Raw genomic sequence first — 14,366 nt, forward strand, 5'->3', positions numbered from 1 at the left:
GTACAGACTCCGAATTTTTGCGAGATGCCCGGCTAATTGGACAGGGGGTCCGCATCGTCCGGCAAGGGCCGAACGGTTGTCGGCGCCGCCTGCGCTTCGAGCCGCGCTTCGGCTGCTTCCACCTGCGCAGACCCCGACCCGGCCGCACCCGCCTTCCGTGCGGCGCGCTGGGGCAGGTACTCGCTCACCACGATGCCGGCGAAGATGAGGGCGAAGCCGGCGAACAGCGGGGCGGTGAGCAGCTCGCCCAGGAACAGCACCGAGAACAGCACGCCGAACACCGACTCCGTGGCCAGGAACAGCGAGGCGGGCGCCGGATCCACGTGGGCCACCGCCAGGTTCTGCAGCAGCAGCGCCACGCAGGAGGCGAACACGGCCAGGTAGGCCAGGCTCGTCCATGTGTCGGCGCCGAGCGCCGCGAAGTTCGGCATTGGCTCGAGCGCCAGGCCGGCCGCGAGGCCCAGTAAGCCCGCCACCAAGAACTGGATGACGGTGAGCAGCGTCATGTCGCTCCCGGGCGCGAACTTCGCCGTGTACACCACGTGGAAGCTCAGGAACAGGGCGGACAGCAGCGTGACCAGGTCGCCGAAGCGCAGCGAGAACCCGTCCGCGCCGGCGAAAGACACGCATTCCACGCCCGCCACGCACACCATGGCGGCCGCGAGGTTGAAGCGCGTGGGCCGCGGCCCACGGAGCGCCCAGCCGAGGAACGGGATGATCACGCAGTAGAGCGACGTGAGGAACGAGCTGTTCGACGCCGTGGTGTCGGTGAGCCCGGTGGAGTTGCTCCAGTAGGCCAGAAACACCATCACGCCCAGAACGGAGCCCTTGCACAGGTGCTCGGCGTCGAGGTGCTTCCTGATGCGGGGCAGCATGACCACGCCCAGGATGATGCCCGCGGCCGTGAAGCGCACGCCCACGATCCACGCGGGCGGGAACGCGTCCACCGTCGACTTGATGACGACGGTGCCGAGGCCCCAGATGGCGGCAGCCACCAGCAAGAACGCCTTGTACGTCCAAAGCGGCAGCGGAGCGGGTGTTTTCAGGATACGGGCCATTGCCGCTGCATCATACCACGGCTGCCCCGGAACGGCGGCGTCTAGGTTTCAGCTTGCTGTTGAAGGAGGGGAGCGGGGGCTTCGATCAGGCGGCGCATGCTACGATGGAGCGGTTGCCGTGACAAGGAGGAGAGGCATGCCCACGTTCCGCGAAGTGCTGCGCGCGGCCCAGATCACCATCAAGGACAACACATCCGGTCGCCGCATGCACGAGATAGAGAAGATACTGCGCGCACACCACGCGTTCTCCGGCCTGACGCCCGAGAAGGCCACGGCCATCCTCGAGGATCTGGGGCCTACGTTCGTGAAGATGGGGCAGATCGCCTCGAACCGCAGCGACATCATACCCAAGGCCTACGCCGACGCGTTCAAGCAGCTGCGCGCCAACGTGGCGCCCGTGCCGTTCGAGGTGATCGTGCAGACGATCGAGGAATCGCTCGGGCATCCGTGGCGCGAGACGTTCGCCGACATCGAAGAGAAGCCCCTGGGCTCGGCCTCGGTGGCGCAGGTGCACCGTGCCCGGCTGGCGCAGGGGCTGGGCGACCCGGTGGCGGCGGGCGCACAGGAGGAGCGACCTGCGGCGGGCGGCAACGGCGAAGGCGCTGCGACGGCCCAGGGGCCGGTCGTGGCCGTGAAGGTGCGGCGCCCGAACGTGGTGGAGCAGATGGCCGAGGACATCACGCTCATCCGGCACGCACTGGCGCTGGCCGACCTCACGCACGTGACCGACGGCATCATGCTCACGCTGGGCGATTTGGTGGACGAGCTGGCGCGCACGACGGCCGAGGAGCTGGACTTCACCGTGGAGCTGGGAAATCTGGAGCGCTTCGGCGCCGAGCTGGCAAGCCAGCCCCACGTCGAGAGCCCCCGCCCGTACCCTGCGTTCAGCACCGACGAGGTGCTGGTCATGGAGTACGTGGAGGGCGCCCACATCAACGATCTTCCCGCGCTGCGCGCCCAGGGCGACGACCCGGCCGCGCTCGGGCGCCGGCTGGCCGAGAGCTACGTGACGCAGGTCATCGACGACGGCTTCTTCCACGCCGATCCGCACCCGGGCAATATCCTCGTGCGCGGCGAGGACATCGTGTGGATCGATCTGGGGATGACGGGCACGCTCTCCGCCTCCGAGCGTGCCATCGTGGGCCGGCTGTTCGCCGCCGTGGCCAAGAACGACCCGTTCGCGCTCAAGGACGCGCTGCTGGCGCTGGCGAAGGCCCACGGCCCGGTGGACCATGGGCTGCTGCTCGGCCAGATAAGCGCGCTGTTGGACTCGTACGCATCGGTCGACCTGGCCGACATCAACGTGGGCACGGCGCTGCTCGACGTCATAGAGGTCATGCGCACGCAGAACCTCACGCTGCCGCCGTCGCTCACCATGCTCGCGCGCGGCATGGTGACCATCGAGGGCGTGCTGGTGGACATCGCCCCCGACACGAGCGTGGTGGAGATCATCTCCGACCATGTGAAGCGCCAGGTGTTCAACGTCGATGCACTGGAGGCGAAGGCGAAGAGCCTGTTCGCCGCCACGGCCGCTTCCGCCGAGGCGGCCACGCGCCTGCCGACGCAGGTGTCGCACACGCTGGACATGCTCGACCGCGGCCAGGTGAAGGTGGGCGCCGACCTGCATGTGCCGGCCGACTTCACCGCGGCGCTGTACTCCGTGAGCGGCATCGTGGCCATGGCGCTCATCTCGGCCGGCCTGTTCGTGGGATCGAGCCTCATCGCCCAGACGGCCATGCAGCCCCAGCTGCTCGGTGTGCCGCTGCTGGGCATCCTGGGGTACCTGGGCGCGTTCGTGCTGGGCGTCTACGTCATCTGGCGCGTCCTGCTCACCCGCCACCAGCAACGCAACGACGAGAAAGTGGAGTGAGGGGGTTCCGCCGGCTTGGCGGCCGGCGGAACCTGCCGACGCTGCGAAGGGTCGTGGCACCCGATCTTCGCGCGATCCCAAAAGCTCGCGTACCGAAGTACGCTTCGCCTTTGCGATCCCGCGAATCTCGGGCACCACGGCCCTTCTCGCTGACTTACTGCGCCAACCTGTGCGTTTTTGGAGCGGGACAAGGGGACGGTTCCCTTGTCCCGAGAGTGTCAAAACCCTCCCAAATGTGGTAGGGTTTTGACACGAATCGCGCGTTACGCGAACACGACGATGGCGGCGGGGTCCTTCACGCGCAGGGCGGCCGTCTCCATGATGCGGAACGTGTGGTTGAAGTCGGCGAGCTCCAGGTAGCCCACGGAGAGGTCCAGGCCCACGGCCAGGTCCAGGTACTCGGGCTCGGCGCATACGAGCACGGCCTTGCCGGGGGCGAGGGCGCTCGTCATGAACACGTTGTCGCCGATGAGCTTCTGGATGCGGTCGATCTCCAGCATGCCGGTGCTCGGCTGCAGGCGCTGCAGGTCCAGGAACAAATCGGGCGCCACCACCAGCGCGTAGCGGCCCAGGTAGCCGGTCTTGGCCAGCTGCGAAACGGCGGCGGCCACATCGGAGAAGCCGTTCTCGCCGGTTTTCCAGTCGCCCTTCTTCACCTTCGCCGAGCCCTTCACGGTGAGCAGGCCGTCCACGCCGAGGGCCTTGTTGCCGTTCAGCACAAGGTCGTCCTCGCGGCGCGCGGCCTTCTTGGCGGCGGCGATGGCGGCGGACAGGTCGACGGGCAGGCCGGTCTGCGCGGCCAGCTCCAGGTCGCGGCCGAGCAGGGTGAAGTCCTCGTAGAACAGCGGCAGCTCGAGCTGCGTGCGGCCGACGATGCGGCCGATGCCGTCCTCCAGCACCTCTTCCTTGCCCACGCCGTCAACCGCGACGGTGGTGGCGCCGGGGCCCAACGGTCCGAACACCTTCAGGAAGCGGCGGCAGGAAAGCTGCTTGCGCGCCGTGCCGATGACGGTGTCGTCGATGCGGTTCCAGAGCTCGACCGAAAGGTCGGCTGATTCTCGTGCCAAGTAGTCCATGGTGGATCCTTTCGCTCAATGAAAAAACGATGTGCGAAACAATGGCTTGCGTCGGGAGGCCGAACGAGCGCGCCGTGCGGCCTCCCCATTACGAACGAATGTTTCACGTGAAACATTCGGCAGTCGTCGGGCGGGCGAATGCCGGAAAAGGCGCCGAGCGAACGTCCGACAGGAGGGCCGTCCCAGGCCCGAACGGGTGTTTCACGTGAAACACCCGTTCGGGGTGCGCGTTCGCTACTCGGACAAGTCGCCCACGGTGGGGGCGGCTGCGGGCGCCTCGGGCGCCGGGGCGATCTCGCCGTCCGTCACGATGCCGAGCTCCGCCAGCTGCTCCTGCACTTCGCCCTCGCCCTCCAGGAAGAACTCCGTCTCCTTGGGGTCCAGATGGCGCATGAGCGTGATGAGCTCGCCCATGTGGGCCTTCTCCTCGTCGCGGATGTCGGCCAGCACGGCCTTGGCCGCCGGGTCGTCCGTGGCCAGGTAGTGCGCCTCGTACAGGAAGATGGCCTCGAGCTCGCCCGCGATGTCGATGCGCAGGGCCTGCATGAGCTCCGCGTTCGTCATCTTGCGGTCGACGTTGCCGGAGAACGGGTTCGGGAAGTTGGGCATGATGGTCCCTCTCTTTCGCTGTGCCGCGGCGGTGCGGCCGACCGTCCGAAGCGCGAAGCGCTCGGGCGAGCAGGCGATCCGCCGAGCGGCGGTTGTCTCTCTTACCTTGGAGGATATGGTACTGCGGAAGTCGGCAAAAGTCTCGAAAAATAATCTTCCTTATTGAGAACTTCTCTCAATAAGCACAATTCGGCCGCCCGGAGGGGGCCGGCGCGCATGCCGTACGGCTATTCCTGCTCCGCTGCCTGCCGGGCGGCCAGACGGCGGTAGGCCACCACCCCCGCCGCCACGAGCGCGAGGGTGAGCACGACGGTGACGGCGGCCACGGTGTAGTTGCCGTCGCCCAGCGCGCCGGCGGCCAGCGTTGACGAGACGATGGAGGGAATGCGGCCCACGGTGGTGAGGGCCACGATGCGCCAGACGGGGCTCGTTCCCAGCCCGGCCACGTAGGTGAGCAGGTCCTTCGGCGTGCCGGGGATCAGGAACACCAGGAACAGCAGCAGCTCGAAGCGGCGCGCGTCGCGCAGCCACCGCACCGACGCTATCTTCTCGGGCGGGAAGAACAGCCCCACGAGGCGCATGCCGAAGGCGCGCACCAGCACCATGACCAGGGCGGTTCCCAACGCGCTGGCCACGAGGCACCATAGCGTGCCCTCCCAGAAGCCGAATGCGTAGCCCGCGCCCAGCTCAAGCGGCTCGCCCGGCAGGAAGGCGAACACCACCTGCGCCATGTTGGCCGCCACGAACAGGACGCGCCCCATGGCGCCGGCATCGTCCACCCAGGCACGGAAGCGCGGCGCGTCGCCCACGAACGCCAGCAGCTCAGGCCCAAAGCGCACGCACAGCGCCGCGATGGCGGCGGTGACGCATAGCAGGCCGGCGACGACGGCAATGCGCTTCCGCACGATCGCCTGGTGCCGGGCGGTATCGCCGGGTGCCGGCGCCGGGCGCGGAACGACGGGGGCCAAGGAGGTCGCGGTGTCTTCCATGGGATGCTCCGTTTCTCGGGTGCGTTCGGTACGCTTCCGATGCTACGGGGCAAATATCTACTGGTCGTCAACGGCTGGAAAATTCAAGGCAAAGCGCGCCGTGGTGCGCGCGCCGCCCTCGGCGCGGTTCCCCAGCGTCAAGCTGCCGCCATGCTTGTCGCACAGCAGCGCAGCTATGTTGAGGCCCAGGCCGAAGTGGTCCTTCGACGGCGACTCGCTGAAGAACGGCGCGCATCCCTGCTCCAGCGCCGCGGGCGAGAAGCCGGGCCCGTCGTCCTCCACCGTGAGCACGAGGAACCCGTCGCGCACGTCCATCCGCGCTTCGACGTGCGCGGCGGCGAAGCGGGCGGCGTTGCCCACGAGGTTCTCGGCCACCTCCTCTACCAGGGAGCGGTCGACGGCGAGCTCGGGGCGCTCGGCATTGCATTGCGCGCTGACGGAGAGCGCGAACGCCCGGTTCGGCGCGCAGAGCGACCGGCCGATGTCGTCCACGGCGCCCGCCACGGCATCGAAGGGCTGGGCAGCCGGCCGCACGGTGCGGTCCTCCAGTTTCTGCAGCCCGCTCATGGCCGTCACGTAACGCTCCAAGCGCTCCACCTGCGCAGCGAGCGAGGCCGCGGAGGACGCCAGCTGTCCCGGGGTGGCGTCGCCGGCCTGCAGGTGCGCCTCCAGCAGCTCCACCTTGCCCTTCAGGATGGTAAGCGGCGTGCGCAGATCGTGCGCGAACGCGGCGTTCAGGCGCTTGCGCTCCTCGGCCGTGCGCCACAGCGCGCGCTGCGAGGCGGCCAGCGACGCGCGCATCGTCTCGAACGACGCGGCCAGCCGGCCCAGCTCGTCGTCCCGGTCGTACGCCACGGAGAAGTCGAGGTCCTGATCGGCGATCTTCGACGCCGCCGCGTCGAGCGTGGAGAGCCCCGGCGCCAGCCGCATGCGGTAGAACCGCCGTGCCGCCGCGAAGATGCACACGCCGAACCACAACGGGAACATGAAAAACATCAGCAGTCCGAACAGCGTTGACAGCACGCTCGCTCCCTCCGAGGGAGCAGAGTGGACGTAGTAGCCTATCGGCGAGACGAGCAGGTCGCCGAAACGGGATGAGCCCGCCCCGTCGTCCGCCGCTCCGTTGCCGGTCCCCTCGTCGAGGAACGCGCCGTACGGGTTGTTGGCGTTCTCGGCGGCCCATTCGTCGAACAGCTCGCGGGCACGAGCGTCGTAGGCGGGAACGTCCTGCACCGCTATGCCGTCCTCGCCCTCGTAGGAGGAAAGCTCGCTGCTGCCTGCGAAGTACTCCTCGAGAACGAGCATGCCCTCCTCGCCGGTCTCCACCCGGTACGAATACGTGTAGGCTTGGATCCTCTCCACGTGCAGGCTCGCCGGCGGGTTGCTTATCGGTATCGTTTCCCGCCCATCGTCGGCGCGCTGCACGAACAGCTCGTTGCCCGCCTGGTCGATGGCGAGCGAGCGGGCGGGCACGAGCGCGTTCGCCTCGGCGTCGTACAGGTAGAGCCCCGATATCTCGTAGGCGTCGGCGGTCACTTCGTTATGCAGCGCGGCGAATACCGATGCGGTGGCGGTGGACAAGCCGAGCGCTGCCACCAGGAACCCCAGCATGTACACCATGAACGAGGTCTTGAGCGACGCGTTATGCCACCGTTCGCGCAGGCGCGCGATGCGCCCCGTGCGCGAGCTTCTCATACGCGCCATCGGTAGCCCATGCCCCATACGGTTTCCACGGGGTCGTGCTCGGTGCCGGCCGCAGCCAGCTTCTTGCGTATGCGGCGTATGTGCTCCGTGACCACCTGCGAATCGCTCTCGTTCTCCCACCCGCCCACGCGCTCGTGGATGCGGTCGCGATCGAACACCTGCCCGGGGTGCTTCGACAGGAACGCCACGATATCGAACTCGCGCCGGGTGAGCTCGACGGGGGCGCCCGCCACCGTTACCGTGCGGGTGCGGTAGTCCACGGCAAGGTCGCCATCGAAGCGCACCTCGGCGCGCACTTGCTGGCGCTGGTCGCGCGCGAGGTGGGCGTCCACCCGCGCGCCCAGCACAGCCAGCGAGAACGGCTTCAGCACGTAGTCGTCGGCCCCGCAGGCGAAGCCCTCGAGCGCATCGACATCCTCCACGCGCGCCGTGAGGAACAGGATGGGGCAGGTCAGGTGCTCGCGAAGGCGGCGGCACACCTCGAACCCGTCCAAGCGCGGCATGCCCACGTCCAGCAGCACAAGGTCGGGGCCGTGCACGGCCTGCTCAAGCGCCTCCTGGCCGCTGCCGGCCGTGAGCACGCGGAAGCCCCGGCCGGCGAAATATTCCTCCAGCATCTCCACTATCTCGGGCTCGTCGTCGGCAACCAGCAGCGTTGCCCGGTGCTCGCACTCGGTCATGGCAGGTTCTCCTTCGGGATGTCGGTCGGCCGCTCGTGTTGGAGCGCTCGGAGGCCGAGCATAGCACGAGAATGTCGACAAACCATCAACGGCCGGCTTCCTCCATCGTCCCGTATCCCGCCTCATGCGATCCGGGCGAAGGCCCGCTACCGCTCCGCGCGCTGCTTCACGATGAGCACGGGCACGGCGGCCTCGCGCAGCACGTGGCTGCTCACGCTGCCCAGGATGCCGCGCAGGGCGCCCAGGCCGCGCGAGCCCATGACGATGAGGTCGCAGGCATGCTCGTCGGCGAAGGCCACGATCTGCTCGCCGGGCACCGTCTCGTCCAGGAGGTCGACGGTTATCTCGTTCATCAGGCCTTTCAGCAGGCCGCCGATCTGCCGGCGCAATGCGGCATCCGCCTCGGCGAGGGCCTCGTCGTAGTGGGCGTGCAGCAGCACGGACGACAGCTCGTCGGGGGTGTTGCGGCCTTCCTTCTCCAGCTTCTCTATGACCAGCTGCTCCGTGTCGACGATCTGCACGATGTGAAGCGCGGCTCCCGGGTCCTCGCGGGCGTAGCGCACGGCCTCGGCCAGCGCCGCCTGCGCCGATTCCGATCCGTCGTAGGGAACCATGATGTTGTCGTAGAGCATGGCCGCTCCTCTCGCCAGGCGCCCGTCGGGGGCGCAATCACGTCGCTCTCAGTATAGCAGGGCGGTTATCGCAGGTCCTCCCGCAGCCGTGCCGGGTTTTCCACGCGTTCGCGACGCCGCGCTGCAAGGCCCGATCCGCAAGCGCACGCGAGGGCCGAGAGGGCTGCGGCGCAGAGCACTGCCGTGGTTGCTGTGGAGTCGCCGGTGGGAACCAGCGCGTGCGCGTTGCCAGGTACGGGGGCGGGGCTCGGCCCTGGCACGGGGCTTGGCCCGCCCTTCACCGCGATGCGCCCGGCGCCGTTCTCGTTCGCGTAGGCGGAGTCTGCGGCCACCACGCCGCCCAGGTCGTTCTGGATGAACGAGATGAGCGCCTCGTAATCGAGCCCCTGTTCCGCCACCAGCACGTTCGCGTCCTCGAACATGGAGAACCCGTCGCCGCCGTCGCGCAGCAGGTACGTGATGGAGGCCACGGTGTAGGTGGCGTCAAGATCGATGGGCTGGCCGTTCACCTGCACGTTCTGAACGCGGCGTGCGCCGTCCGCACCGGCGAAGGCGCCCTGCGCGTCCAGCTTCACGGGCGAGGGGATGTCGGTGCGCACCTCGAAGGAGAGCCCCGAGGTCTGCAGGAAGGAGCCGCTCGGCTCGGGCAGGTTGCGCACGCCCATTTCCAGCGCGTCCACGATAGCCTGGCCCGAGGCCTCCACCATGCAAAGCGCGTTGGCGAACGGGAGCACGGCAATGGCGTCGCCGTACGTGACCTCGCCCGGCGCCACGTCGGAGCGGATGCCGCCGCCGTTCGCGAGCCCTATGTCGGCCCCCAGCTCGGTGCGGAACGCGTCGGCCACGAGGTCGCCCAGGTTCGTCTCGCGCGTGCGAACCGCCCAGGTGAAGCCGTCGTCCTCGTATGCCCGCAGCTTCACCTCGGAGCGGGCCACTACCGCATCGAGCGTTTTGCCCAGCTCGTCCTCGATGTTCTGGATGAAGGCGGCGGTGTCCTCGTCCTGCTTGACGGGCGGCTTCACGAGCTCGGCCGAGATCATGTCGTTGACGGGGTCGATGACGATCTTCCCGCAGGTTTGCAGCTGCGTGCCGGTCTGCGCGAGCATCACCTCCTCGCCGTCCTTGTTCGCGATGCGCTTCTCATATTGCTCGTGGGAGTGGCCGTCGATGACGACGTCGATGCCGGAGGTGTGCGCGATTACGGCGCTCGAGCGCCACGGTGCTGCGACGCCCGTCTCTCCCAGGTGCGCGAGCGCCACCACGTAGTCGGCCCCGGCGGCGCGCGCGTCGTCGACGGTCTGCTGCACGCGGTCGTAGAGCGTCTGCCCTGTCTCATCCTGGCAGAAGCCGTAGACCAGGTTGCCGTCGGCATCCTTGAAGTGGGCGGGGTTCGACGCGGTGAGCGTCTCGGGCGTGGTGATGCCCACGTAGGCCACCTTCGTGGGACCGTAGGATTCCATCACATAGGGGGCGAACTCGGTTTTGCCGGTCGCAAGGTTGTCGAAGTTGCACGACGTGTACGCCGCGTTCGAGCGGTTTGCCAGGAAGCGCAGCCGGTCCATGCCGTAGTCGAATTCGTGGTTGCCGGGCGCGGCCACGTCGTAGCCTACCTGGTTCATGATGTCCACCAGGTACGACCCTTCGGAGAGCGTGCCGATGGGCTTGCCCTGCACGGCATCGCCCGCGTCCACGAGCGCCACGTTGCCCACGCCGTAGGTCGTCTCGGCCTCCTTCTTGATGGTCGAGACGCCCGCGTAGCCGATGCTGGTGGCGTCGCCTTCCTTGTCGAAGGTCTCGTCCACGCCGCAGTGCACATCGTTGGTGTGGAGGATGGCGAAGGGCCGCTCGGGGGTTTCCACGGTATAGGCCTTCAACGTGGCGTTGTTGAACCAGAAGTTGTCGCTGGCGCCCTCGCCGCCCATGTCGTCGAGGGCGAGGTCGTACCAGGCATCGATGCCGGTGAGCTCGTCGGTGTAGTAGCTCTGGCCGGGTTCGCACTTCGTGTACGCGACTTCGTACGAGCCGTCGTCGCATTCGGCGGATATCTGGTACGAGCCGTCTGCAAACTGAACGGAGGACACGACCGAGAACGTGTCGCCCGGCTCCACCTCGAACGCCGCATCGCCCAGCTCGAAGGTGAGATACCCCGCGTTGTCCAGGGATTGGGTCGTGCTCCACATGAGCTCGCCGCTCGTGGGATCGAGCCGCTCGGTCTTGTCGACGGTGGACGAGGGGTTCTTGTACGCGGTCAGCTCGATGGTGCTACCGGCCTCGTTCACGAGGGTGCTCACCGCACTTACCGTTTCAAAACCGCGTGCTTCGAACACGTTGGCGAACCGCATGGGCGTGTCGCTGTGCCACCATCCGTCGCCCATGCCCGCGCCGTCGTACTGGTAGATGCCGTCGTAGGCGTGGTCGGTGCTCCCTGCCGCGTACGTCGCGTCCTCGGCCTCGTAGGACGTGAAGTCGCACAAGGTGGTGTCGTAGTAGGACAGGTAGAAGTAGCCCCCGTCGCCCCAGTCGTCCGCCCAGCTGTTCTTGACGATCCATGCGCCGTCGCCCGCAGGCGGCTCTTGGTACTGGTAGTCGCCGAAGGGGAGGGAGATGGTCGTTGGGAACTTCTCCTTCTCGAAGGTATCGTCCCAGCCGACGATGGACACCTCGTGGTTCGACACTTGCGTGGCTGTTTCGTATTGATCGTATTCATATGCGCAGTAATACGCGCTCTCCTCGCAGTTCCAGTAGTAGGTTGACTTGTCGCCTTGATAGTGGGTGTAGTATGCCGCATCCACGGCGCCGCGCTCCATGAGAGCGGCCTTGACGGCGTCGACGGCGGATGCGTCACGCGTGTAGTCGTAAGCTTCGGTTGTCCCGATACGGGTGAAGACGTTGACCTCCGGCAGGAAGGAGATGTTTTGGGCCCGCACGTCCGAGCGTGTGCGCAAGCCGTCGTCGACGGCCCCCATGCCTTCATCCGCCTGATGCGGGGCGGCTGCCTCTTCGACGGCGCCATACCCGCGCATGAGCGTGGCTGCCGCCTTGAATCGCCCGCCACCCTGCGTGTAGGCGTCCTTGCCTTCGTCGACGAGGAACGTGTCCTTGCCCGCCCACAGGCTCGCATCGTCGCTCATATCCGTGCCGTTGTAGGTGAACCAGGCAAGATGGCGCTCGGAAAGGTCGACGTTCGCGGCCTTGCCCGTTTTGAGCAAGTTCGATTCAAGCGACGACAGCGTGCCGAATGCCCAGCAGTCGCCGTAAACGCCCTGGTTCTTCACGCTCGTGACGAACGAGGCGCCGTCCACGTTGCGAAGGTCGTACTTCTCCGGTAGCGCGGCGAATGTCGCGGCACCCTCGCTCGCGTTGTACGCCGCTCCGTCGAACGGGATGAACGCAGGTCCCCGCTCCGTTTGCACCATGGTGCCGGCAGGGTGCTTCGTGGATACTGCGGGCTCCGCATGGGCGGTGAGCGGTATCAGCGCACAGGCGAACGCGAGGACAAGGGCTACCCGCCCGATGCGGCCAAGGCGGCCGAGCAGGCTGAGCGGCGGCGTGTTCATGGGCATTCCTTCCCAGAGGGAGAGCGTTGCCCCTATCCTACACTGCCAATCCGCCTTAAGGAAGGTCGGGCTGGCGGTTCGGCTCGCATTCGGACGGTTTCGTTTCCGGAGCCGTGCCCCCGGCATCGGCCGGGTCCTCCAGCCGCCTGCGCATCAGTTGCAGGCCGCCCACCACCAGGCCGCCCGCCGCGAAGAACAGCGGGCTGAACGTCGCCAGCTCCATGGCCGGCTGCGGCACCGCCAGCGTGAGGGGTCCCTGCGTGATGGAATACAGCGACCCCGCCATCATGCCGAGGATGGCGTACACGGTCTGCGAGCGGAACCGCTCCAGGCAGCGCCGGATGAGGCGCACGAACACCAGCACGCCTGCGGCCACGCCTGCGGCGAACACCAGAAGGATGGGCAGGTACGCCATATCGAGGCCCATCACGGCGCGCACCGCCCCCATGATGGGAACGTACAGGCCGAATATCAGCAGCAGCGTGGAGCCGGAGATGCCCGGCAGCACCATGGCGGTGATGGCCACCATGGCCGCGAAGAACACGTAAACGGAGAGTCCTGCATCAAGATGCTCAACCGCCACGCTCATGCCGCTGCCCGCCGTGGGGTTCAGCAGCGTGACGGCCACGACGAGGGCCGCGCCCAGCACCGCGAACGCCAGGTTGCGCGCGCGGCCCTTCAGCACGCGCTTCTCCTCCAGCGCCACGATGGGGATGGCGAACACGATGAATCCCATGAACAGCGAGCTGACCTCGTAGATGTGCGAGTCGAAGAAGCTGGTCAGGGCCGCCGCCGACAGGCCGAACCCGATGATCCAGCCGAACGCCAGCTTCACCAGGAAGGAGAGTGCCGCGACCTTCGCCGGCCCCTTGCCGTGGAACAGGTCGTCGAGCGAGCCGATGAAGCGGTCGTAGAATCCCAGCAGGAACGCGACGGTGCCGCCCGACACGCCGGGCACGCTGTCGGCCAGTGCCATGCAGAACCCGCGGATGAAGTTGATGAGGAGCTCTTTCGCCTTGCGCATAAGGGGCCTTTCGCGCCGTGTCGTGGGCGCCGCGGCGTGGCGGCGCAACGCGATCGCTGCGTCTGGTGCAGGATAGCGGGCAGGGGGCGAAGGACCGGGGGATTTTGCGAGAATCTTACAAAGGGGAGGGGGCTGGGGCCGCTTCCCCATAAGCTGCCCACAAGTTTGCTGGGCCGACGCCTTTGGGGAGCCGCGCGCGTCGGGCACGGTGCGCGAGGCTTCGACGGGGCTCCTGTTCGCGCAGAACGATGGCTACGGCGCCACCAACTCGAAGCTCGTGCAGGCATCGGGGCTGTCCAGGAGCGTGCGGCCGCCCTTCACGAAGCGGAAGCGTGCGGGCACGGCGGGGCTCTCGCGGATCGGGCGCGCCATGGAGCCCTGCGCAGGCGCCTGCAGGCGGTGGCCGCCCGCCTCCGGCAGTTCCACCCGGAGCGTCATGTCGCCCTGCCGCACCTCCACGGCCGTGTCGCTGGCCTCGCGGATGCGCACCCCGCGGTACGTGGCGAAGCGGTGCTCCACACCCGCAATCCACACCACGCCGATGCAGCCGGTGAAGCGCAGGCCGGCGAGCGGGATCTCGGCCAGGGCGAGCATGACGGATGCCGCGCAGCCGAAGTCGGTGCTCTGTATCCAGGTGTAGCCGCGGGGGAAGCTGTGCCCGCGGTCGCCTTCCATGTAGCCCTTGGCGTTCTCGAAGCGCAGCGTGCGGCCGTTCAGCTCTACTTCCCCGGCCACGCGGTGGCGCATGCTGAACACCGTGTGCTTCGTTTCCATGGGCAGGTAGGCGAACGGCCCCATGATGTCGGAACGCAGCGGCGTGAGCTCGCGGTAGCGCAGGCGCCCGACCAGCTCCAGGCCGGGCGCCCGCACGTCCAGCATCATGCCGATGGGCGAGAACAGGCTGCGGCCCACGCGCATGCTGCGGGTTCCCGTTTGGCGGAAGTCCTCCAGCGGGAAGGGGAGGTAATAGGCGCCGTCCGCCGTGACCACCTGGATGAACGCCTCGTCCTGGGCGCGGCCGGGTATGACGGCCAGGATGTCGCCGCCCTGCTGCTGCTTCATGTACCAGCCTTCGTAGTACGGTCTCATGCACGCTCCTCGCATCGGCATCGGGGAGCGACGATGATAGCATCGCCTCCGCCGCAGTCGCGAAGCCGTCACGCCCCC

General features: G+C 67.7%; 11 protein-coding genes. 1 reads left to right on the forward strand and 10 read right to left on the reverse strand.

Annotated features, from left to right (window positions below):
- Positions 1-32: 32 nt before the first annotated feature.
- On the reverse strand, positions 33-1,058 hold the full coding sequence (locus C1877_RS12705) for a DMT family transporter (protein ID WP_015540143.1): 1,026 nt from the start codon (positions 1,056-1,058) through the stop codon (positions 33-35).
- A 136-nt stretch (positions 1,059-1,194) separates the two neighbouring features.
- On the opposite strand from C1877_RS12705, the gene C1877_RS12710 reads away from it, so the two are divergent.
- The gene (locus C1877_RS12710; protein ID WP_114569336.1) at positions 1,195-2,928 is read left to right on the forward strand and encodes an ABC1 kinase family protein; all 1,734 of its coding nucleotides are present in this window, start codon (positions 1,195-1,197) and stop codon (positions 2,926-2,928) included.
- A 263-nt stretch (positions 2,929-3,191) separates the two neighbouring features.
- On the opposite strand, the gene C1877_RS12715 is transcribed toward C1877_RS12710, so the two are convergent.
- From C1877_RS12715 to C1877_RS12755, 9 genes are all read right to left on the reverse strand, one after another.
- Positions 3,192-4,004 (reverse strand): family 1 encapsulin nanocompartment shell protein, encoded by an 813-nt coding sequence (locus tag C1877_RS12715; protein WP_114569337.1) that lies wholly within the window; start codon positions 4,002-4,004, stop codon positions 3,192-3,194.
- A gap of 234 nt (positions 4,005-4,238) precedes the next feature.
- Positions 4,239-4,613: a demethoxyubiquinone hydroxylase family protein gene (locus tag C1877_RS12720; protein ID WP_015540140.1), complete on the reverse strand. Its 375-nt coding sequence runs from the start codon at positions 4,611-4,613 to the stop codon at positions 4,239-4,241.
- 227 nt (positions 4,614-4,840) lie between these two features.
- Positions 4,841-5,602 carry a TVP38/TMEM64 family protein gene (locus C1877_RS12725; RefSeq protein WP_114569338.1) on the reverse strand — a complete coding sequence of 254 codons (762 nt, stop codon included), beginning with the start codon at positions 5,600-5,602 and terminating at the stop codon, positions 4,841-4,843.
- Positions 5,603-5,659: 57 nt separating this feature from the next.
- Positions 5,660-7,306 carry a sensor histidine kinase gene (locus C1877_RS12730; RefSeq protein WP_041239619.1) on the reverse strand — a complete coding sequence of 549 codons (1,647 nt, stop codon included), beginning with the start codon at positions 7,304-7,306 and terminating at the stop codon, positions 5,660-5,662.
- Complete coding sequence (locus tag C1877_RS12735; protein ID WP_114569339.1) at positions 7,294-7,986, reverse strand: response regulator transcription factor; 693 nt, start codon at positions 7,984-7,986, stop codon at positions 7,294-7,296. Before C1877_RS12735 ends, C1877_RS12730 begins: the two co-directional genes overlap by 13 nt.
- Positions 7,987-8,132: 146 nt before the next feature.
- Positions 8,133-8,618, reverse strand: coding sequence for a universal stress protein (locus C1877_RS12740; protein WP_015540136.1), 486 nt, complete (start codon positions 8,616-8,618; stop codon positions 8,133-8,135).
- A gap of 65 nt (positions 8,619-8,683) precedes the next feature.
- Positions 8,684-12,175, reverse strand: a complete 3,492-nt coding sequence (locus C1877_RS12745) for a 5'-nucleotidase C-terminal domain-containing protein (RefSeq protein WP_181813852.1) — start codon at positions 12,173-12,175, stop codon at positions 8,684-8,686.
- A 55-nt stretch (positions 12,176-12,230) separates the two neighbouring features.
- On the reverse strand, positions 12,231-13,199 hold the full coding sequence (locus C1877_RS12750) for a DUF368 domain-containing protein (protein ID WP_114569341.1): 969 nt from the start codon (positions 13,197-13,199) through the stop codon (positions 12,231-12,233).
- A gap of 252 nt (positions 13,200-13,451) precedes the next feature.
- On the reverse strand, positions 13,452-14,288 hold the full coding sequence (locus C1877_RS12755; RefSeq protein WP_114569342.1) for a tocopherol cyclase family protein: 837 nt from the start codon (positions 14,286-14,288) through the stop codon (positions 13,452-13,454).
- Between the last annotated feature and the right edge of the window lie 78 nt (positions 14,289-14,366).

The organism is Gordonibacter pamelaeae, assembly GCF_003340385.1.
Classification (GTDB): Bacteria; Actinomycetota; Coriobacteriia; order Coriobacteriales; family Eggerthellaceae; genus Gordonibacter; species Gordonibacter pamelaeae.